The organism is Methylosinus trichosporium OB3b (assembly GCF_002752655.1).
Lineage (GTDB): Bacteria > Pseudomonadota > Alphaproteobacteria > Rhizobiales > Beijerinckiaceae > Methylosinus > Methylosinus trichosporium.
In genome coordinates this window covers 119,447-140,852 of record NZ_CP023738.1, presented here as the reverse complement: position 1 = coordinate 140,852, position 21,406 = coordinate 119,447, and the positions used below count along the sequence as shown (strand labels likewise).

Here is a 21,406-nt window from a genome sequence, read left to right as displayed (position 1 = left end):
GTCGATAGCTTCTGAAGATGTCCGGATTAGGTAGCACATCAAATGTCCGCTTCTGTTTCTGTAGTCCCTGTGGGCAGGGCGGGCGGTTTCGCTCGTCCACGCCGTCCACGCTGTCCACAGGTCGCGCCGCGGAGCGGAGTTACGCAGCGCTTTTCTCTTTGCTTGCATTGTCTTGTAGCAGAGTTCCCGCCGCGTCGTAATCGGCGATCCGGCGCGGGCCGTGGAACAGCGCCAGCGAGCCGTCGGCATATTCGTGCACCTTCACCTTCGCCTTCACGAAATGATGCCGGTGGCGCGCCTCGGGAATTTGCAGCACGCGCCCCTCGTAGCGAACCGTGTTGTCATGGCCGACGATGCGCTCCTCCTCGACGCACAGAATGTCGTCGAGCGGCGTCGCATAGGGCACGAAGGCGCTGCCGTCTTCCGCCGCCTTCACGGCGAAGCGTTCATTGTGCTGCGCCATGTAGACGCTCGCCAGCCACCGGTTCGCCGCCGCCACATCGGCGCCGAAGCCCTCCTGGCGCAGCAGCGGCGGCAGCCGCTTCTGCAGCGTGCCCCACAGCCGCTCCATCCGCCCGCGCCCCTGCGGGCTGTAGGAGGCGATGTGCTCGATCCCGAGCTGCGCCAGCGCCCTCCAGAATCACTCCGCCGATAGGGAATCACGCCTGACCCAATCCGTTAACCGCCGTTAACCCGAATTCGGAGCCCTGAAGTCGTCTCGCCGGCGCACACGCCGAGGCGCGCTGGCGATCACGTCAAAACCGATCGACGCGACGCTGTCATGTTGGCGCGCTTGTCCCGCGCCGGAGAGCTCACATCGGTGTGGGTGCCAGACGAAGCGCATGAGGCCATGCGCGATCTCATTCGCGCTCGAGAGGCCGCGACGAAGGACCTGCGCTAGGCTCGGCAGCGCATCCAGGGCTTCCTTCTCCGTCATGGTCGTCGTTATGCCGACGCGGTATGGAAAAAGAAGCATCGAGTCTGGCTCGCCAATCAGAGCTTCGATCATCCGGCGCAGCAGATAGCCTTTCAGACCTATCTCAACGCCTGGATCAGGCGATCGCCCGCAAGGATCTCATCGAAGCGCAGATCGAAACGCTCGTGCCGGAATGGTCTCTCGGCCCCGTCGTCGAGGCTCTCCAGGCGCTACGCGGCGTCGCGCTCGTGGTCGCCGCCGGCGTAGTGGCGGAAATCGGCGACATGCGGCGCTTCGACAATCCCCGCCAGCTCATGGCCTTCATCGGGCTTGTTCCTGGCGAGCATTCGAGCGGAAGCAAGCGGAAATTGACCGGCATCACCAAAGCCGGCAGCACCGTCGCGCGGCGACTGATCGTCGAGGCTTCTTGGTCCTATCGCATGCCGGCGAAGGTCGGTCAGGCGATCATGCTGCGACAGCAGTCGATCGCGGTCTCGCTCCGTGAAATTGCCTGGAAGGCGCAGATCCGCTTGTGCGGGCGATATCGTCGCATGCTGGCGCGCGGCAAGAAGGCGCCGATCGTGATCACCGCCATCGCGCGCGAGCTCGTCGGCTTCATGTGGGCGATCGCGCGGGAGGTCGAGCCGAAGACGATCGGCGCGTAACGCGCGCGACGACATCGAGGCAGCGGCCAGGGCGTCGGCGCCGGTCAAGGGATCCTCCGCCAAAATTAGGAGCGGCACGACCGATCTCCGCGGGTCAGACCGAGGCTCCCCTACGACGAAAGCTCCGTATGCGGTATCCAACCCGCGAATGAGAAACGGCTCAACCGTCGAAATCACGCCGGCGTCCTGACCTCTGCCTCGCCGAATATGCTCGCCCTCGCTTCACAAGAGACGGGGTGGATCGCGCACGCAGATTCCGCTTGCAAAAAAGGTCATAAGAATTTTGGATGCCGATTGACAGACGCTGGCTCACCCTGCTCATGAACCGCGTCGATCCGGCGCTGTTCTCGGCGGCCTTCACTGGCTGGGTGCGCGAGACCTGGCCGGAGCGACCCGAGCTCATCGCCATCGATGGGAAGACCTCGCGTCGCAGTCATGATCGCGCCGAGGACAAGGCCCCGCTGCATCTCGTCTCCGCTTCGCCACCACCAGCCGCCTCGTGCTCGGCCAGGAGGCGGTCGAGGGCAAGAGCAATGAACTATCGGCCATTCCCGTCCTGCTCGATCGCCTTTCCGAAGGCGGCGCGCTGAAAGGCGCGCTCGTCTCCATCGACGCCATCGCCACCAACGCCAGGATCGCGCAAGCGATCGTGGACAAGGGCGCCGATTATCTGCTGGCGGTCAAAGCCAATCAGCCGACCCTGCGCGCCGAGATCGAGAGCGCTTTTTCCGCCGCGACGCGGATCGACACATGCGTCGATTTCGACAAGGGCCATGGCCGCATCGAGCAGCGCAGCGTGAGCGTCATCACCGAGGTCGACTGGCTGAACGGCGAACGGCGCTTTCCGGGCGATCTGCGCCTGCCGAACGCCGCGACGATCATACGCGTCAAATCGCAGGCCGAGCTTGCCGACCGCGGCCGCTTCGAGACGCGCTATTACATCTCCTCGGCCCTTCTCCCGGCGAAGCGGGCGGGCGAGGCCGTGCGCGGCCATTGGGGCATAGAGAACCAGCTGCACTGGGTGCTCGACGTCGTCTTCGCCGAGGACCAATCGCGTCTGCGCAAGGGCCATGGCGCGCGGAACATGGCCGTCGTCAGGCATTTCGCCATCAATATGATCCGCACCGCCCCCGAGCCCGAGGCCCCGCCGCCGATGAAACCGCAGCGCAAGGCCACAAAGCCCACACGCACCAGCATCAAGCTCCGCAGAAAAATCGCCAGCTGGCGCGAGGATTATCTCGCCATCGCATTGGGCACCTCAGCCCGTTAACCCGGATTCGGAGCCCTGCCGTCGCCTGTCCCAGCCTTGACCGATGACGCAGACCGAGCTTACAAATCGCGCATGGCGGATTGGGGATCCCGGAAGAAACTGGCAGCGAGCGCCCTTATCGGCGCTCTGATTTGCTTGGTCGCATTGCAGGGTATTATTGCCTCCGTACGAAGTGCGGCAGCGTTTCGATTTCATGCCTCTACCTCTTCCGCGACTTCAGATTATGAGATTTGTCGGATCGACTCCGAGTCGGATCGAGGAGCGCCTATCCAGGAGCGCCACGCGACCGATCAATGCTGCATTCTCTGTGGGGCAGGCGGACGCGACGATTCGCCTGCTCTGTTTTCGCTTCTCGCCTTTGCTTGCGCTTTTTTCGCTCGTCCGAGTTCGACCGGCATCGGTCCCAATTGGGTCGACGACTTCGACCGCGAGAGGGAATCTTGTGCGAGCGCTCACTTCGCTCGCGCTCCGCCGCATCTGTCCTGAACACGCTCTCCCTGACCTAGAGAGGGGAGATCGTTCGAGGCGGGAGTTCCTCTCCGAGGGGCCTCTCGCTTTGCTGTCATTGCGAGTTCGCGGCTGCAGCGGAAGCCCGCCCATGTCCAAGACCAAAGGCCGCTTGATCGGCCAACTTTTCGAGCGCAACAAGCGCGATCTTCTCGGCTGTCTGACGCGGCGCGTGGGCCACGAGGACGCTGTCGATCTTCTACAAGAGACCTTTGTGCGACTCCTGCGGCGTCGGGAGATCGGGCCGATCCTCGACGAGGACGCCTATCTGCGAACGACGGCGATCAATCTCGCGCGCGACTTCTCCCGTCAGTCCAAGAGCATGGCCAAGCATGTCACACCAGGCGACATTCCGACCGAGATCGCCGAGGCCGGGCTCGATCCGTCACAGATTTGCGAGGCGAAGGAAAGTGTCCGCTTATTCTACGCCGCGTTGAAGAGCCTACCTCCCAAGTGTCGGGAGGTTTTCATCTTGCGTCGTTTCCACGATCTCTCGCCGGACGAGATCGCTCAAAGGCTGGGTATTTCCCGAAACATGGTCCTCAAACATCTCCGGCTGGCGCTAGAGCGGTGCCATGCGGCGCTCGACTGAACTTTTTCCTCGTGACGATCGCCTTTACCGCTGTCGACAGACGTCCTGTTACAGTAAGGGATCAGCGGCTGCAGTGACGCCCTACAAGAGGGAGATTGGCGCGACATATGGGTGATGACGCTTCCTTTGATCGGGCGAGCCGCCGCACTGCGGCCATAGAATGGTGGACGCGCCTCGATTGCCGAGCCCCGACGCCACAGGAGCGCGAGGCGTTCGTCCTGTGGCTGACACGTGATCCGGCCAACCGCGAGGCGTTCGAGAAGGTTTGCCGCATCTGGGGAGATCTCGAAGGCCTGCGGCCGCTCATCGACGAATTCGAGGTGCGACCGCCGCGCCGGATGCGGCGCGTTCGTGTCACCGCCGGCCTCGCGGGGCTCGCCTTCGCCCTGTTGTCCTATGTCTGCTTCGACGACGCCTGGATCATGATATGGGCGCAGACCCGCACCGGCGTCGCGGAGACGCGGATGGTTCGGCTCGCGGACGGATCGCGGATCGAGCTCGGCCCTCGCTCGGCCATCTCGCTGGATTTCGACGAAGGCAGGCGAAATGTCACGCTCCTGAGGGGAGAGGCTTGGTTCGACGTCGCGCCGGACGCTGACAGGCCCTTCTCCGTTCTGGTCGCCCGCGGCTCGGTGACGTCTCTCGGCACCAGTTTCGACATCTCGACCACGGGGGAACGAACGGAGGTCACGGTTGCGCAGCATCGGGTGCGAGTCATGGCGGGCGGTCCGGCGATCATCGTCGATGAAGGCGAACAGAGCGCTTTTGGGCCGGGCGTCGCCGCGGTGGATCCATATCGGGTCCAGGTCGCCCATGTGACCGCATGGCGGCGCGGAAAGCTGATTTTCGACGACAGACCGCTCACGGAGGTCGTCTCCGTCCTCGGTCATTATCTGCGCGGATACATTGTGATTCTCGATCCCTCGATCCGAGAGCGTCGCGTCAGCGGCGTGTTCGACGCGGCGGAGCCGATGGCCGCGATTTCCGCGATCGAGAAGGCTCTCGGCCTGCGTGCGCTCGATCTCGGCTATCTCATCGTGCTCACGGGATAAAAAGAAGAAAATTTTTTACTCTTCGACCTCCCCGGAGGAGGGGGAGTTCCGTCCTTGTCAAAGTGGGAGGCGCGATGTCTGCCGCCAAGCGACGGGACGGGACCAAAACAGATGTCGGATCGGATTCGTAACGGAAGCAAGTCGGCGAGGGGTGGGAAGATGGGCGCGACGGCCATCGTGACCGCGATGAGCGCTCTCGCATTCGGATCGAATGCGGAGCGCGCGGAAGCGCATGCGCAGATGTCGCAGAGAGAGATCGCCGAGATCGTCCGCCGCTATGACATTCCAGCCGGTCCGATTTCGACCGCGCTCAACAGCATCGCCGACGCGAGCGGCGTGCGCATCGTCTATGATTCGCGATTGACTCGCTCGCATCGGACCGGGGGGCTCTCCGGACCTCATAACCTCGCGGAGGCGCTCTCGGAAGTGCTGTCGGGCACCGGGCTGAGCTTCGAGTTGTCCCCGAACGGAAAATCGGTGCTGATCGTTCTGGCGCAGGCCGGCGGAACGCGCACCGATGCGAACGAGGTCGGCGCTACGCCGCTGCCGACGATCGACATCGGCTCCGAAAGAGACCGGCCGCGAGGAGCCGGACGACCGGGATCTGGCCTGGGGCCCGGAGACAGGCGTACCGGCTATAGCGCCGACAGCGCGCCGACCACATTGAAAATGGACGCGCCGCTGATGAAGACGCCGATTTCCATTGGCGTGGTGACGCGCCAGGCGATGGATGATCAGCAGGCGATTTCCGTCGGGGATGCGCTCCTCACCAATGTCAGCGGCGTCACGCCCTCGACCGCGCAGCTCGACGTGTTCAAGGTTCGCGGCTTCTTCAACGTGCTCGGCAATATGTACAAGAACGGCCTGATGGAATATCGGGTGCGCAACCTCGACACGAGCAATCTCCAATCGATCGAGGTGCTGAAAGGCCCCGCGGCGATGGAGTTCGGCAGAGGCGAGCCGGGCGGCATCGTCAATCTCGTGGTCAAGCGGCCTCTGGAGACGCGATACTTCTCCATTCAGGAGCAGGTGACGTCCTATAGCGGGACCCGGACGACGATCGACGCCACAGGACCGCTGACGGCGGACAAATCGCTGCTGTACCGCATCAACGGCGACTTTTATCGAACCGATTCCTATCGCAATTTCGTGACGGATCGAAATTTCTTCATCGCTCCGACGATCAGCTATCATCCTGTCGAGCAGTTTCGCATAAATGTCGATTTCGAATATCAGAATCGGACCTGGGTCGACGACTATTTCATCTTGCCGGCCGTCGGTGGCGGCCCGGCTAATATTCCCGTCAGCCGCTATCTGTCTTCGGCTTCGCTGATGACCAGCATGCCCGATCACGTCGACCGTCGGCGCATCGCCTACGACATGAGCTACGAATTCCTGCCCGGCTGGAGCCTGACCAATCGGCTCAGCTACACCAGCATGGCGACCAGAAACGTGAATATGGCGGCCCTGGGCTTCGATCAATCGACGGGCGTGCTCAGCCGCTACGCCTTCCTCGTTCCCGGCACGACGGATCGGACCTTCGCGACCAATCTCGATCTGAAAGGCAAATTCAACACGGGCCCAATCGGCCATTCGATATTGCTCGGGCTCGACGCGCTCAAGAATTATCTCCCCAACAACCTCCAATATCGGCCTACGCTCAGCTCGATCAATATCTACGCTCCGAACTCCTGGCAGGTCGAAACTCCCTACAGCAATCCCTATTTTCTCAAGTCCGGACAGAAATGGACCGGCATATATGGCCAGGATATGGCGTCTTTCTTCGACGACACGGTTCGCGTGCTAGTCGGAGGACGATATGATTGGGCCGAGACGAGCAACAACAAGGTCAGCAAGTCCTATGTGGACGCGGAGGCGAGCTATGTGACCACATACAACACCGCATTCAGCCCGCGAGTCGGCGTGGTGTATCAGCCGCAGCCGTGGCTTTCGCTCTATGGCAATTTCACACGATCTTTCGGCGTCGGCAATTCGACACGCCTCGGCGCCACGCTGGAGCCTCAGAAAGGCGAGATGTTCGAAGGCGGGCTGAAGGCGGAGCTACTCGACAAGCGGCTCACCTTGACTACGTCCTATTTCGACATTTTCAAGACCAATATTCCCTATACGGACCCGACCAATGCGAACAACACGCTGCTGATCGGCAAGGCGCGCAGCCAGGGTTTCGAATTCGATCTCACTGGCCGCGTAGACGACAATTGGAGCATTATCGCCAATTACACGCATGACGACGTGCGAACCGTGCAGGGCGCGAGCTCCTATAATCCGGCGACGCTCATCACCACGCAGCTCGCCATCGCCGGGTCCAAGCTGCCGGGCAGTCCGCGCAACTATGGCAATCTCTGGGTGAAATATGACGCTGACGGCGAGTTCAGCGGCTGGAGCCTCGGCGGCGGCGTCACCGTCGTCGATAGCGCGTTCGGCGATAATGCGAACTCTTTCGTCCTGCCCGCATATACGCTGGTCAACGGCATGGTCGCCTATAGCACCAATATCGCCGGCTACACCGTGACGGGCCAGCTGAACATCAAGAATATCGGCGATACGACTTATTACCAGACAGCGGCCGATCGCTACACGATCCTGACCGGAACGCCCCGCACCTTTTTGGGTTCGATGCGGGTGGAGTTCTGAGCGCCATGCATCGTTTCGAGCCGATGATCAGTCGAGCAGGCTCGCACAATCTCGATATTCGGGACATGCGCGCTCTCGCCCACGGCGGGGCGCGTGCGAGGGGCGCTCCTGATCCGTGGCGCAGAGCCAGATTTCGGATGAATTCGGCATCATATGCAAGCTTATGGGCACGGAAATGCGTCGCAGATGACGGCGTCGGCGCCAGATGCAGAAACATAGCGCATCTAATTTATACATACTACAAATATAACATATCGTATTAATACGTATACATCAAAAAATTATTCGTAATCTATTTACACATTTAGAGTTTTATTTTATGTTTGACTTGTTGAATGATAGACGTTGCATGCGACTAACCAATAGAAACGGCTGCTATTGGATTAATTCAACACAAACGTCTTCAGGAGGAAGTTATGGCTATCAAGATCTCCAAGAAGGGTTCTGTCGCGAATTTTTGTCGCAGGTCGGTTTGGGGCTATAATTGCCGGTAGTGGAGCTGGCGGACGAGTGCGATGATTGATTTCAAGGGCAGCCATTTTGAACGCGACGTGATTCTGTGGGGCGTCCGCTGGTATGTGGCGTATCCGATGAGCTATCGTCAACTCGAGGAAATGATGGAAGAGCGAGGTGTCGAAGTCGACCATTCGACGCTCAACCGCTGGGTCGTCAAGTATGCTCCTTTGCTGGAGAAACAGTTCCACACTCGCAAGCGCTCGATCGGATCCAGCTGGCGTCTCGATGAGACCTACGTGAAAGTCAAAGGCTGCTGGAAATATCTGTATCGGGCGGTCGACAAGGCAGGCGGGACGGTGGATTTCCTGCTGACGGCCAAGAGGGACTGCAAAGCCGCGTTGCGCTTCTTGCGCAAGGCGATCGGCCAGCATGGCGAGCCGGAGAAGATCACGATCGACAAGAGCGGCGCCAACACGGCCGCGATCGAACGCTACAATGCGGAGCATGAAGCGGACATCGAAATCCGCCGCATCAAATATCTCAACAATATTGTCGAACAGGACCATCGAGCGGTGAAGCGAGTGACGCGGCCGATGTTGGGTTTCAAATCATTTCGATCGGCTGCCGCGACACTTTCCGGGATCGAGCTCATGCATATGATCCGCAAGGGGCAGCTGCGAACGACAGGCGAATTGCGTCCAGCGCAGCAGTTCTATGCCCTCGTGGCGTGAGCCGCGTCACTCTCAGACGCCGGTGTCGCGTCCGTAGACAAAATTTGCGACACAACCGCGGTCAATCCATCGTCGACGACGGCGGCCAGAATCTTGACCATTTGTCGATCGCCGTCGTCGCCGGTGAGCTTGCGTCGCACGCGTTCGATCGCGCCCGGCAGCACCCAATCCTTGAATGGCGCGCCGTTCCGCAGCGCGCCGGGCTTGCGCGCGAGAACCGGCACGTAATGCCAGGGATCGAAGATCGTCGCGCCGCGCCCGAAAGCGCGCGCATGTTCGGCGACGACGCGCCCTTTTTGACGGAAGACGATGCGGTCGGCGTAGGCGTGGATCTCGACCGGGGCGCCGACGGCGCTCGCATTGACCGAATATTTATTGTTGTCGAAGCGCACGAGGCAGGTCTTCGACACCGACGCGGTCAGCTCGTGGAACCCGTCGAACCGTCCGCGCAGCGGGACGAGCTTCGGCCGCTCTTCCTCGAAAACCTGCCAAATCGTCTTGTCCGGCATCTCGGGATGCGGATGCGCCTTGGCGTAGCCGACGCATTTATCGAGAAGCCACGCGTTCATATCCTCATAGGTCTTGAACCGCAGGCGCGGCGTGAAGAACCGTTCCCGCGCCAGGCCGACCTGATTTTCGACCTGGCCTTTCTCCCAGCCGGAGGCCGGCGTGCAGGCGACCGGCTCGACGAGATGATGGCTGCACATTTGTGCGAAGCGTCGATTGAACTTGCGCTCCTTGCCGACGAAGATCGCCGCCACCGCCGTCTTCATATTGTCGTAGATGCCGCGCGTGCAGGCGCCCCTGAAGAAGGTAAAGGCGCGATCATGCGCGTCGAAAACCATCTCCTGCGTCTCGCGCGGATAGACGCGAACGAACAGCATGCGGCTGTGGCACAGACGCATGTGCGCGACCTTCACGGTCGTCGTCACGCCGTCGAGCACAACGATCTCGTGGCTCCAGTCGAACTGATAGGCTTCGCCCGGCGCAAAGCTCAGCGGCACATAGGCGGCGGCCGTCGCCGCGCCTTGCTCGCTGCGCCATTTGCGCGCGTAGCGACGCACGGCGTCATAGCCGCCCGAATAGCCCAGCCCGCGTAAGTCCTCGAAAACGCGGATCAGGGTCAGCCGCTCGCGCGCCGCCTTCTTCTCATTCTCCGCCAGCAGCCCGTCGAGCTTCTCCGACCAAGGTCCGAGCTTGGGCAAAGGCTGATTGTCGCGCTCATAGGCGAAGGAGGTCGCCTCCGAGCGCAACGCCTTGCGGACCGTGTTCCGTGAAATGCCCAGATCGCGGACGATCTCCTTGATCGTCTTGCCCTTGATGAAATGCTCGCGACGGATTCGCCCGATCGTCTCCACAATCAACATCCCCCTCCACCCGCCCTTGCAACCAAAGCGGGAGGACTGTCCGGCCTTCACCAGAGGGGGTCAATTTTCGACGCCGATTCCCCTCGTATGGGGGTCAATTTTGCACGCCGAATAACAAGAACGAACGCCGAGGATCGCCCGGACGGATTGGAGATCGACGAACTCGTGGCGGTTCGCCAATAGCGATGAGGACAAAAAGATGCAGCACAGAAAAACATTATTCGGCGCGGCGGTCGTCCTGCTGGCGACGGCTTCGCTCTGTCCGGCGCAACAATCGGCGAGCCTTCCTGGATCTGCGGACGGCGGCGGCGTTCAGGGAGCGGGATCGGCCGACCGAGCCGCGAGCATCATTCCCCTGACACCGGGAATGATCCGGGATCTCGGCAAGCGCTTCGGCGACAACAAGCGCGCGCAGGAGCAGGCGACGACGGAGTTCGCGGCGCCCGCGAGCCGGCGCGTCAACGTCTCCTTCGCGCCGGGACAGGCGGTCAACATCATCCAGACCGTCAAAGGCTATCCGACGGCGATCTCCTTCTTCGACCGGACCGGCGAGCCATGGCCCATCCAATGGGACACGAACTCAAATCCCGCGGCCGTGACGGATGGAGGCAATTGCAACACGGGACAGAATGCCAGCGGCCCGGCGGTCGCCGCTACGGGCTTTTACGTCTGCACGCCGGCCAAGGGATCGAATGTCCTGGAGATCACGCCGATGTCGCTGCAGCCGCGCGGCGGTCTCGTGGTGACGCTCCAAGGCGCTCCGAAGCCGATCAGCTTCCTGTTGATCGGCGGCGGCGGCCGCTATGACGCCGATATTTCGATCCAGGTGGCGGAGCGCGGCCCGAATGCGAAGGCGGGGACCGTGCGCGCGAGCGCGCCGGACACGGCCGCCCCTTTCCTCACCGCCATGCTCGACGGCGTTCCACCCGCCGAGGCGACGCCTCTGTCGGTCCGAGGAGTCTCCCCGGACGAGCTGCGCGCCTGGCGGCTCGGCGATCGCGTCTATCTGCGCACGCGCCTCACATTGATCTCCCCGGAATGGACGGCGTCCGAGGCCGCCGAAGGGGGCCTCACCGTCTACCAGCTTCCCTCGACGCCGGTCGTGCTGCTTTCCCATCAGGGACGCACGGTTTCGGCCTCTTTGACGGAGGATTGAATGTCCGACCTTTATTCCAAAATCCCGCTGCTGTCGCAGCTTCGTGAATTCAATCAAGGCGGGCGCGGCGGCCCGGCTCGGATCGTCACGATCGCCGCCGTCGGCGTGTCGATGGCCGCGCTTCTCGTCGCCGTCTCGTCGATCTCGCATCCAACTCTCCCCGAGTCGTCGGTCGCCAAAATGCCGGAGGTCGATCCGCTGCCGGGCGGCATACACAGCAATCCGGCGCAGGACGCGCTGCTGAAGCGTCATGCGCAGACGCAGGCGGACAAAGCGCTCGCATCGGGGGCGTCCTATACGCCGCCCTTGCCTGCGGCCGCGCCGCTGCGGCTCGTCGATCGGCGCGATCCCGAGGAGGTCGCAGCGGCGGAGCCGCCGCCGGCGCCCACGGTGGTTCCGATCCCCGAGCCTGCGCCGCTCTACGTCCCTCCCGAAAGACCGCAAGAGGAAGCACGCGTCGAACAGGTGGCCGCCAGCGAGCCCGCGAGCGCGGGAGCTAGCGACGAGCAATTCAAGCAGGCGGTCGCCGATCTGTTCAAGCAGTGGGAAGGACGGCCGCCGCGCACGGATCTGGTGCTGACGCCTGCGACGGATGTTCGAGACGATCTCGCGCCGGGGCAGGGCGCTCGCGTCGAGCAGCGCGCCACGAGCCCGGCGCCGCCGACACAACGACAGCAGCGTCCTACGGCCGAGACGGTGCTGGTCCCGGCGGGACGCGGCGTCTACGCCCATACCGTGCTCTCGGTCAATTCCAACACCGGAGGCCCGATCGTCCTGCAGGCGGACACGGGACCGCTGGCGGGCGATCGAATGATCGGAACTTTCTCCAAGAACCAAGCCGTCGGCGCGCTGTTCGGGGACACCGAGCGGCTGGTGGTGCGGGTGAATTCGGTCGAGCACCATGGGCAGACGATAAACGTGCAAGGCCTGGTGATCGCGCCGGACAGCATGGAGACCGCGGTCGCGACCAGCGTCGATCAGCATTACATCGAACGCTTCGCTCTTCCGACCGCGGCCGCTTTCGTCGCCGGTCTCGGACAGGCGATCGCGCTGTCGAATTCGACGATCGGCTATACGCCCTTCGGCGGCATGATCCAGAGCTATGGCAAGCTGGATTTCCGACAACAGGCCGGCATTGCCGGCGGCGCGGCGGCCGCGCAGATCGGACAGACGCTGCAACAGCAAACGCCGAAGGGCGCAACCGTCTTCCTCGCCGCCAATGCGAACGTCGGCGTCATCTTTTTATCCAATGTTGCCGCGACTCCGGAGACGGCGAGCGTCGATCCCGCGAGCCTCGACACGAAATAGGAGAACAGCGATGAGCGATGCTGCCGCCAATCTGAATTTCGTCGACAGCGACGAAACCCGAGAGATCGCCCTCGACCTTCCCGAACCGGACGCCGAAACGGCGCCGAGCAAGCCCACTTCCGAGGAGGACCAAGGCTCCCGCAAGAAGGCGCTGGCCGCGTCGATCGCGACCAGCTTCGCGCGCATCCGCGCGGAATTCCTCGGTCCCCGAGGACAGCCCGCTGAGACGGCGGCGAAGGAGCCATTCTCCGATATGGACGCCGATCCGAATGCTCCCCGCGTCGCCGAGAACGATCCGGCTCCGCGAGCCGACGAACGGAAGTCGCGGTCGAACGCCTGGGATCCATTCGAACGCTACAAGCTCGTGACGTCGGCTTCCCTCGTGGCTCTCGGGGTCGCGACCATCGCCGCGGTCGCTCTTTGGCCGAATGGCGGAGGCGTCGAGGTCGGGGTGACGGAGAAGGGCGTCGACGCCGGCCTGATGGCTCCGGCGTCGAAGCTCGCATCCGTGCCACTTAATGAGCGCGGCGAGCCGACCTTGGAAATTCCAGCGGCCTCCCCGCCTCAGAAGATCGCAGAGGAGGTCCAGGCGTTCTGGAGTCCCAATGGGGAGAGCCGAAAGGCGTCGACTGGGCCGATCGCTGCCGCCGCGTCCATTCCCGCCTCGCCGGTTGTCGTCGGAGAAGTCGGCGTAAGGCCTCCGACGGCGGCTCCCGAAGCCTTAAGCGTCTCCCCTGTCGTCGCCATAAAGGCGACAGCCGTGCCGGTCCCCGCCGCGGCGCCCGCCACAGCTAGCGAGCCGCTCGCGAAGGCGAGAGAGGAGGGAACCAGGCGCGTCGCTTCTTTGCCGCCGGAAGCGGTCACGAAGCCAGACGAGAAGCCGCTCGAGATGGAAACGAGACTCTTCGGCATGATCACCGAGCTCTCCACGCTGGTGCGCCGCACCAGGGAGGAGATCGCCGCTCTGCAGGAGAGCGACAAGAGGACCGCGAGAGCGATCGAAGCGAAGCTGACCGATTTCGAGCGCCGCTTGAACCTCGGCGAGGCGCAACGCTCGCTCGACGCGGCGAAGGCCACTCCGACGTCTCCACCGGAACCGGCAAGCCCGCCCGCCGCCACTCCGGCCGCTCGGCCGACGACAGGGATGAAAGGCGTCGTCCCGGCGTCCCTGTCGACACAGAGCGGCGCCGACGCCGCTGCGCCGCCGGCCCGTTATCGCGTGCAGGCGGCCTCTCCGGGCCTCGCCATGCTGTCCGAGCTCGACCGGAGTGGCGAGGAAGTCGCCCCACTGCAGATCGCCGTAGGCGCGCATGTGCCGGGCTACGGACGGGTCACGAAGATCAGCCAGCGCGGGACCGAATGGGTCGTGCAGACGGAGAAGGGGCCGATCCGCTGAGCGGATCGGCTTCGAGGCATTCGGCGAATGGGGGGCTGAACGTGCAAGGATTGGTCAATTTCGCAGGAGCGATCGGCAACGCGATCGCAATCCTGTTGCCGACCTTTTGTTATCTCTCGGCGCTCGGACTGTTCATGTCTGCAGGATGGGGATTCTGGTCGCAGGCGCAGAGCCACAATCCCTATCGAGGACGCCCTTGGGTTCCGTTCGTGGCGCTCGTCCTCTCGGGCGCCTTCGCCTCGTTCCCGTCCATTCTGACAATGGCGAACAACACGGCGGGAACCAATCTGCAAGTGTCGGTGTCGGCGCTGACGAGCTACACGCCGCCCACGGTCGACGGGAGCCTGTTGGGGCAGACCCCGGGCGACGCCGTCGTCAACATCGTGAAGCTGTTCCAAGGGTTCTTCCAAGCCTTCGGCGCAATGTGCTGCTTTTTCGCCATGCTGACCTGGAACGCGGTGATCGCCGGCCGGAGCAATCGAAGCGCAGGCGGTTGCGGAGTGCAGTTCGTGTTCGGGGTCATGCTGATCAACGTCGTGACGATTTCCACATGGCTCGTCTCCGTCTTTCGGACGTGATAGCCATGCTCGGACGATACTCGGGCGGACCGCGCGTGCTTACGAGAGAATCTGTAGTCCGTGCTTCTGGACAATGGTGAGCAGCTTGAGCGCCATACCGCTCGGCCGCTTGGCGCCCGTTTCCCATTTCTCGACCGTGCTTTCGCTCGTGTTGAGATACCGGGCGAACACCGGCTGACTGACATTATTGGCCTCGCGGAGCTGCTTGATCTGCGCAGGCTCGATCTGGGTCGGAACAATCAAGTGACGCGCGTCGAAATCGCGCATCGTCGCCTTATCGAGCGCACCGACCTTATGGAGCATGGCTGCAGACGTGTGGAGCGCTTCCGAAGCATCGCTCTTAAATCTACTTTTCCTTGCCATGGCAAATCTCCGTCAGGTCTTTGTCTTCCAGGAGCTGCGAGACCTGCTTCTCCGTCAGCGTGGCGTAGCTCTTTGCAAGGATGCGGAAATCCTCTAGCTCATCATCCTCGACGTTTGCCCGATCCTTCTTTGCGAACAGATATTCGTAAATCCAGTATCGACCGCCCTTCGCAAGAATGATGCTCCTATGCCTGTTTTTGTTCAGGCGCTTCTTGAAGACCCCTCCGCCCAAATCATCGGCCTGGCCCTTCATCACCTCTCGAAGCGCCTCACAAAGTTCATCATCCTCGATACGAGCCTTGCGTGCCGCCTTGGAGAACCAGGCGGTTTTGAAGGCCCGCGCAGTTTCCTCATCGTCGACCATGGCCAATGTGTAGCACTGGGTGCTATTACTATCAAGTGGAGATCGGAACGCACACCCCTATGGGGGAAACGCCATCGTGATCTGTGCTGTCACCTTTGCGCGCTCCAAGCTTCGGCGCAGCATTCACCCGAAACGCCACACCGAGGCGGGCAAAACGCCGCCGACGAATATCGCTGGGCGAGAAAGCAAATCCGCTGCGAACAAATAGCGCGCACCGAAAAAAAGCGCCGTCAACATTCGCGCGCGCTTATCCGAACCTCTGGTCGAGGGCGTCACGGCTCTCGCAATCAGAGGAGATGAACGTTGCATTTCACGTCTTCCAAACTCAAATCCATAACTCTCCCATGTTGCACGATCGCGGCGATGGTCGCGCTCGGAATGTCGGAAGCTCACGCGCAGGCCGCCGGCCAGACCCTCGGCTCGCAGGTGCAGAGCATCGCGAAGGAGTTTTCGACCGCGGGCGGCTTCGCGGGCTCGACCGCCATGTATGTCGCCGCTCTGGTGACGTTCGTCGCCGGCGTCTGGTTCCTGTGGCAGTCGCGTCAGCCGGAAAACCGCGAGAGCGGAAAGGTGGCCGCCGGGCTCACGGGTCTCGTGCTGACCGGCCTGTTCGTCGCGGGCGGCTCGTGGATCCAGAAGGCCTCCTACACGACCACTGGCGCGGGCGCGAAAGTGACCGACCAGGCGGGCGTCATCACCTTCCAGTGACGCCCAGCGCTCTCCTGTCCTTCGTTGGCGTAACGCAACGGAGGCGCAGGAGAAAGATGGCCCTCGCCGGTTGTTCGGTCGCAGAACCGAAGGCCGGCGAGGGCGCATCAGCCTCTAAGATCGGCACGCCGCAATGCTCATCCTGTCGCTATCGGCTATGCGCCATAGGACGTTGCCCGCGTTCGCAGCGATGGGGCCGCGCGCAAGAAAATTCGTCGATCGCTGCCCGCATTGTGGATGCGTAATCGTGAGCTGGTCGGAAGAAGGGCCGGCTGCCTCGCCGATGGACCCGCTGTCTGACCAGCGACCGTGTTGCGCTCTTTGTCACCTCGCGCAAAACCTCGAACGCTGCGAGATCGATCGCGAGGCGATTCTGATTTGGGCGCCGGAATTCACGCAAGGCGCGCTCAACGCGCTCGTGCATCGCATCCATCGGATCGCCGCGGCCCATGGGAAGCCCGCATTCTGGTCGCCCGACCCGCCTCCCGCGAACAGTCCCGAAGATCTGTTCGCCGCGAGCTCGGCCTATGCCGCTCTCGCCGAGCGCAGTGTGACCGCAAAGCAGCGCCTCGGCGCGTCGTCGCCACGCGATCTCGCCGAAGCTCTGTCGTTCGTCTCGCCGAGCACCTACGCCCGTCGTCACGAGCTGCTCAGCGGCGTTCGCTTGCTGCCGCTCGGACGATTTTTTGTCGACGGCCGCGATGTCTATCCGCGCTTGCTCGCCGCCACCGGAATCCCATCCAATTCGTCGATCAATTCGCGCCGCGGCCCGACGATAGGGAGATAGAAGATGGTTCTGTCGCGAATTTTTGTCGCAGGTCGGTTTGGGGCTATAATTGCCGGTAGTGGAGCTGGCGGACGAGTGCGATGATTGATTTCAAGGGCAGCCATTTTGAACGCGACGTGATTCTGTGGGGCGTCCGCTGGTATGTGGCGTATCCGATGAGCTATCGTCAACTCGAGGAAATGATGGAAGAGCGAGGTGTCGAAGTCGACCATTCGACGCTCAACCGCTGGGTCGTCAAGTATGCTCCTTTGCTGGAGAAACAGTTCCACACTCGCAAGCGCTCGATCGGATCCAGCTGGCGTCTCGATGAGACCTACGTGAAAGTCAAAGGCTGCTGGAAATATCTGTATCGGGCGGTCGACAAGGCAGGCGGGACGGTGGATTTCCTGCTGACGGCCAAGAGGGACTGCAAAGCCGCGTTGCGCTTCTTGCGCAAGGCGATCGGCCAGCATGGCGAGCCGGAGAAGATCACGATCGACAAGAGCGGCGCCAACACGGCCGCGATCGAACGCTACAATGCGGAGCATGAAGCGGACATCGAAATCCGCCGCATCAAATATCTCAACAATATTGTCGAACAGGACCATCGAGCGGTGAAGCGAGTGACGCGGCCGATGTTGGGTTTCAAATCATTTCGATCGGCTGCCGCGACACTTTCCGGGATCGAGCTCATGCATATGATCCGCAAGGGGCAGCTGCGAACGACAGGCGAATTGCGTCCAGCGCAGCAGTTCTATGCCCTCGTGGCGTGAGCCGCGTCACTCTCAGACGCCGGTGTCGCGTCCGTAGACAAAATTTGCGACACAACCGTTGGTGTGGCGCGGGCCTGGGAGACGAAGCGTGAGATCGTCCCTCTGTGGACATTGAACAGCCAGGCCATTTCGGCGCCGGATTTGCGCCCGGAGGCGACGGCTTCGACGATTTCTTTCTTCTGCTCCGCAGTTATCCGAGGCTTTCGGCCGGGAACGCGGCCTTTCTCGCGGGCTTCGCGCAGGCCGGCACGGGTGCGCTCGCGGATCATCTCACGCTCGAACTCGGCGAAGGAGCCGAGCATCTGCATCATCATGCGGCCGGCGGGGCCTGACGTGTCGATCGACTCGGTAAGAGAGCGGAACCTTGCTCCCATGGCGTCGATGCGTTCGAGAATGACCAGCAGGTCCTTGAGCGAGCGCGACAGCCGATCGAGCTTCCAAACGACGAGAGTGTCGCCGGCGCGCATCTGATCGAGCAGCTGATGCAGCTCCGGCCGATCCCATCTTCCGCCGGACGCCGTTTCCTCGAAGACCTTTTTGCAGCCGGCCTTTTTCAGCTCGCGGATTTGCGGCGCGGCTTCCTGGTCTTCGGACTTGGAGACACGGGCGTAGCCGAGCAGCATGATCGTCGCTTTTTCTGTTGCCAAACGCCGTCTATTTGGCAACAGAATTGAGTAAAGCGCAAGCCGTTGATTTATAGGTGTGCCGTGGCCGAGCGCCGCGTCGTTGCGCAAACGACTGTTTGCGCAACCGAAAGGGCCGGCCATGAAGAAGCACGAAATCCTCTCACCGCAATCACGCGCGGCGCTGTTCGATCCGCCGACCGAGCCGGCGGCGATCGTCCGCCACTACACCTTCTCTCCGGAAGACCTGGCGCTGATCCGCGAGCGGCGCCGCCCCGCCAATCGGCTCGGCTTTGCCTTGCATCTCGCCTACCTGCGTTTCCCTGGTCGAGTCATCGGCGTCGATGAGACGCCGCCCGCCGACATGCTCGCTTTCGTCTCGGCGCAGATTGGAGACAACCCAAGGCGTTCGAGGAATATGCGCACCGGCAGCAAACCCGCAGAGCGCACCTTGGCGAACTGCAAGCCTACCTCGACGTTCGAGCGTTCCGGCGCGAGGATTACCGTGCCGTTGCGCATGTCGCGATCGAGCAGGCTACGGGAGCCGATCGTGGCGACGTGATCGTTTCCGCGATGATCGAACATCTGCGGCGAGGGCGCATTCTGCTCCCCGCGGCCGTCACCTTGGAAAAGATCGCCTTGGCGGCGCGTGCTCTCGCTCGCAAGCGCGCGTACAAGAGTCTTGCCGATGGTCTCTCGCCGGAGACGATCGCGAAGCTCGAGGCCATGCTCGCCGTGGACGACGAACAGGGACGCACACTGCTCGTCTGGCTGCGCGAATGGCCGGAGAAGCCGATGCAGAAAAACCTCTCCTGGATCATCGAACGGCTGCAAGCCGTGCGTCGGCTCGGCGTCGGCACAGATCGCGAGAAGCGCATTCACCGTGCACGTTACGCGGCGATCGCCCGAGAAATCGCTATCCTCGTTCCGCGCGACGTCTCGCGATTCGACACGCATCGCCGCTTGGCGACGCTCGTCGTGTTCGCGCGCGAGATGGAAGCGATCCTCACCGACGCCGCTCTCGCCATGTTTGCCAAGATGCTCGGCTCCGTGTTCCGCCGCGCCGAAAACAAGCACAAGGAAAATCTCGTCGCGCGCGCGAAGGCGCTCGATGCTCCGACACGGGCGTTGCTCGGCATGGCGAAAGCCATGCTGGCGGCCAAGGAGAAGGGAGAGGACCAGGTTGCGGCAGTGGAGCGTGCGCTCGGCTGGAAGCGCCTGGAAGCCATCGTCGAGGAAGCCGACAAGACGGTCGCGAATGCGCGCACGGACAATCTGCAGGAGGTCGTGGAGCGCCATGCCACGGTGCGGCACGTTTCCTCTGTTCTGCTCGGCGCGTTCACGTTCCGCTCCTGGAAATCCGGCGACGCTCTGCTCGACGCGTTGGACGTGCTACGCGAGATTCATGCGAAGGGCCCGAGGAAATTTCCGGCGCATCCGCCGATGGCGTTCTTGTCACCGACATGGCGCAAGCTCGTGAGAGGCGACTCCGGCGTCGATCGCAAGGCCTACGAGGTCGCGGTCATGATGACGTTGCGCGACCGCCTGCAAGCAGGCGACGTATGGGTCGAAGGCAGCCGGGCGTTTCGTGCTTTCGACGACTTTCTCTTGCCGCCCGACGTGTTCGCGACGTGGCGTCGCGACGGCGAGCTGGGCCTTGCCGTCGCCGATCGTTTCGAGGATTGGCGTGACGAGAAGACCAAGTTTTTGAAAGCCCGCATTCGTGAGATCGACGCGCTCGCAGCGGCTGGCGAGCTGCCCGAAGCGACGCTCACCACAGAAGGATTGTCGATCAGCCCCATCCGCAAGAACGAGAACGCAGAAGCGGACGCCATGACACGCCGGCTCTACGGCATGCTGCCGCATCTGCGCATCACCGAGGTCCTCGCGGAAGTGCACGGCTGGACGGGCTTCTCGGAACGTTTTCTCCATCTGCGCAGCGGCGCGCCGCCGCAGGACATTCTCGCGCTGATGACCGCCTTGCTCGCCGACGCGACCAATCTCGGCCTCGCACGGATGGCGCGCAGCTCCACCGTGTCCACGCATTCCAAGCTGCTCTGGACCGCCGAATGGCATGTGCGGGACGAAACCTATCAGGCGGCGCTCGCCTGTCTTGTCGATGCGATTCACGCGCATCCCTTCACAAAGCTCTGGGGCGACGGCGACACCTCCTCATCGGACGGCCAGTTTTTCAGGGCCGGAGGCCACGGCGAAGCGCGCGCCGACCACAACGCCAAATACGGCTCGGAGCCGGGCGTGAAGTTCTACACCCACGTCTCCGATCGCTACGCGCCTTACAACACCAAGGTGATCGCCGCCAACGCCAGCGAGGCGGCGCATGTTCTCGACGGTCTGCTGCATCATGAGAGCGCGCTCGACATTCGCGAGCACTACACCGACACCGCCGGCGCCATCGACCACGTGTTCGGCCTGTGCAGCCTTTTGGGCTTCCGCTTCGCGCCACGCATTCGCGATCTCGCCGATCGAAGGATCTATGTCCTGGACGCCCGCGCGGAATACAAGGCGCTCACGCCGATCATCGGCGGCGCCATCGACATGCGTGTCGTCGGCGACAACTGGGATGAAATCCTGCGCTCGGGCGCGTCGATCAGAGCCGGAACCGTCGCGCCTTCGGCGCTTATGCGCCGTCTCGCCGCCTATCCGCGGCAGAACGCCATCGCAAAGGCGCTGCGGGAAATTGGACGCCTGGAGCGCACGCTGTTCACGCTCGACTGGATCAGCGACCCCGCCTTGCGCCGCCGCGCCAACGCCGGCCTCAACAAGGGGGAGGCGCACCACGCTCTCAAGCGGGCAGTGTTCTTTCATCGCCTCGGCGAAATCCGCGATCGGACTTTCGAGAATCAAAGCTACCGCGCCTCCGGCCTCAATCTCGCGGTCGCCGCCATCATTCTTTGGAACACCGTGTACCTGGGACGCGCCGTCGACGAGCTGCGTTCCCGCGGCGAAACCATTCCCGATGAGCTCGTCGCCCGTATCGCTCCGCTCGGATGGGAGCACATTGCCTTCAACGGCGATTACGTCTGGCCGGCCGAGCCCCTTCAAAACACCTTCCGACCCCTACGAAGCCCCCGCACAGACTTTCTCGATGCGGCTTAGAGTGCGTTTTATGGAAGATTCCACGATGACCCCTAGACGCCTT

At 62.6% G+C, this 21,406-nt stretch carries 17 protein-coding genes and 3 pseudogenes; 15 read left to right on the top strand and 5 right to left on the bottom strand.

Annotation, left to right across the window (positions count from 1 at the left end):
• Positions 1-139: 139 nt before the first annotated feature.
• Positions 140-571 (bottom strand): hypothetical protein, encoded by a 432-nt coding sequence (locus CQW49_RS25775; RefSeq protein WP_003613796.1) that lies wholly within the window; start codon positions 569-571, stop codon positions 140-142.
• Between the two features lie 126 nt (positions 572-697).
• On the opposite strand from CQW49_RS25775, the gene CQW49_RS26375 reads away from it, so the two are divergent.
• The 7 genes and pseudogenes from CQW49_RS26375 (at position 698) to CQW49_RS21780 (ending at position 8,844) form a co-directional block, all read left to right on the top strand.
• Positions 698-901: an IS110 family transposase gene (locus CQW49_RS26375; protein ID WP_420845627.1), complete on the top strand. Its 204-nt coding sequence runs from the start codon at positions 698-700 to the stop codon at positions 899-901.
• A gap of 59 nt (positions 902-960) precedes the next feature.
• The gene (locus tag CQW49_RS21805; protein ID WP_081735791.1) at positions 961-1,581 is read left to right on the top strand and encodes a transposase; all 621 of its coding nucleotides are present in this window, start codon (positions 961-963) and stop codon (positions 1,579-1,581) included.
• Between the two features lie 302 nt (positions 1,582-1,883).
• A pseudogene (locus CQW49_RS21800) lies at positions 1,884-2,851 on the top strand (ISAs1 family transposase); the annotation flags it as partial.
• A gap of 598 nt (positions 2,852-3,449) precedes the next feature.
• Positions 3,450-3,950: an RNA polymerase sigma factor gene (locus tag CQW49_RS21795; RefSeq protein WP_003615877.1), complete on the top strand. Its 501-nt coding sequence runs from the start codon at positions 3,450-3,452 to the stop codon at positions 3,948-3,950.
• 107 nt (positions 3,951-4,057) lie between these two features.
• Positions 4,058-5,002 carry a FecR family protein gene (locus CQW49_RS21790; protein ID WP_003615876.1) on the top strand — a complete coding sequence of 315 codons (945 nt, stop codon included), beginning with the start codon at positions 4,058-4,060 and terminating at the stop codon, positions 5,000-5,002.
• Positions 5,003-5,161: 159 nt separating this feature from the next.
• Positions 5,162-7,657: a TonB-dependent siderophore receptor gene (locus CQW49_RS21785; RefSeq protein ID WP_003615874.1), complete on the top strand. Its 2,496-nt coding sequence runs from the start codon at positions 5,162-5,164 to the stop codon at positions 7,655-7,657.
• Between the two features lie 515 nt (positions 7,658-8,172).
• A complete protein-coding gene (locus CQW49_RS21780; protein ID WP_003616345.1) occupies positions 8,173-8,844 on the top strand; it encodes an IS6 family transposase in 672 nt (223 codons plus the stop codon).
• Between the two features lie 53 nt (positions 8,845-8,897).
• On the opposite strand, the pseudogene istA reads toward CQW49_RS21780, so the two are convergent.
• A pseudogene (gene istA / locus CQW49_RS21775) lies at positions 8,898-10,211 on the bottom strand (IS21 family transposase); the annotation flags it as partial.
• 199 nt (positions 10,212-10,410) lie between these two features.
• Between istA and CQW49_RS21770 the strand changes: the two are divergent.
• From CQW49_RS21770 to CQW49_RS21755, 4 genes are read left to right on the top strand one after another with little or no spacing between them, the layout of a single operon-like run.
• Positions 10,411-11,367, top strand: a complete 957-nt coding sequence (locus CQW49_RS21770; protein WP_003615691.1) for a DotH/IcmK family type IV secretion protein — start codon at positions 10,411-10,413, stop codon at positions 11,365-11,367.
• Complete coding sequence (locus tag CQW49_RS21765) at positions 11,368-12,675, top strand: DotG/IcmE/VirB10 family type IV secretion system protein (protein ID WP_003615689.1); 1,308 nt, start codon at positions 11,368-11,370, stop codon at positions 12,673-12,675.
• A gap of 10 nt (positions 12,676-12,685) precedes the next feature.
• Positions 12,686-14,071 (top strand): hypothetical protein, encoded by a 1,386-nt coding sequence (locus CQW49_RS21760; protein WP_003615687.1) that lies wholly within the window; start codon positions 12,686-12,688, stop codon positions 14,069-14,071.
• Between the two features lie 41 nt (positions 14,072-14,112).
• Positions 14,113-14,649, top strand: coding sequence for a hypothetical protein (locus CQW49_RS21755; protein ID WP_003615684.1), 537 nt, complete (start codon positions 14,113-14,115; stop codon positions 14,647-14,649).
• Between the two features lie 39 nt (positions 14,650-14,688).
• Here CQW49_RS21755 and CQW49_RS21750 read toward each other — a convergent pair whose 3' ends face one another.
• Together CQW49_RS21750 and CQW49_RS21745 are read right to left on the bottom strand one after the other, a co-directional pair.
• The gene (locus CQW49_RS21750; protein ID WP_003615682.1) at positions 14,689-15,012 is read right to left on the bottom strand and encodes a helix-turn-helix domain-containing protein; all 324 of its coding nucleotides are present in this window, start codon (positions 15,010-15,012) and stop codon (positions 14,689-14,691) included.
• Positions 14,996-15,376 carry a type II toxin-antitoxin system RelE/ParE family toxin gene (locus CQW49_RS21745; RefSeq protein ID WP_003615680.1) on the bottom strand — a complete coding sequence of 127 codons (381 nt, stop codon included), beginning with the start codon at positions 15,374-15,376 and terminating at the stop codon, positions 14,996-14,998. Before CQW49_RS21745 ends, CQW49_RS21750 begins: the two co-directional genes overlap by 17 nt.
• 378 nt (positions 15,377-15,754) lie before the next feature.
• On the opposite strand from CQW49_RS21745, the gene CQW49_RS21740 reads away from it, so the two are divergent.
• From CQW49_RS21740 to CQW49_RS21730, 3 genes are all read left to right on the top strand, one after another.
• Positions 15,755-16,084: a hypothetical protein gene (locus CQW49_RS21740; RefSeq protein WP_155931332.1), complete on the top strand. Its 330-nt coding sequence runs from the start codon at positions 15,755-15,757 to the stop codon at positions 16,082-16,084.
• 247 nt (positions 16,085-16,331) lie between these two features.
• On the top strand, positions 16,332-16,871 hold the full coding sequence (locus tag CQW49_RS21735; protein ID WP_003615675.1) for a hypothetical protein: 540 nt from the start codon (positions 16,332-16,334) through the stop codon (positions 16,869-16,871).
• A gap of 80 nt (positions 16,872-16,951) precedes the next feature.
• Positions 16,952-17,623 carry an IS6 family transposase gene (locus tag CQW49_RS21730; protein WP_003616345.1) on the top strand — a complete coding sequence of 224 codons (672 nt, stop codon included), beginning with the start codon at positions 16,952-16,954 and terminating at the stop codon, positions 17,621-17,623.
• Here CQW49_RS21730 and CQW49_RS21725 read toward each other — a convergent pair.
• Positions 17,605-18,390, bottom strand: coding sequence for a recombinase family protein (locus CQW49_RS21725; protein ID WP_338065226.1), 786 nt, complete (start codon positions 18,388-18,390; stop codon positions 17,605-17,607). The genes CQW49_RS21730 and CQW49_RS21725 overlap by 19 nt on opposite strands.
• On the opposite strand from CQW49_RS21725, the pseudogene CQW49_RS21720 reads away from it, so the two are divergent.
• Positions 18,389-21,363, top strand: a pseudogene (locus tag CQW49_RS21720) (Tn3 family transposase). The gene CQW49_RS21725 and the pseudogene CQW49_RS21720 overlap by 2 nt on opposite strands.
• The last annotated feature ends 43 nt before the right edge of the window (positions 21,364-21,406 follow it).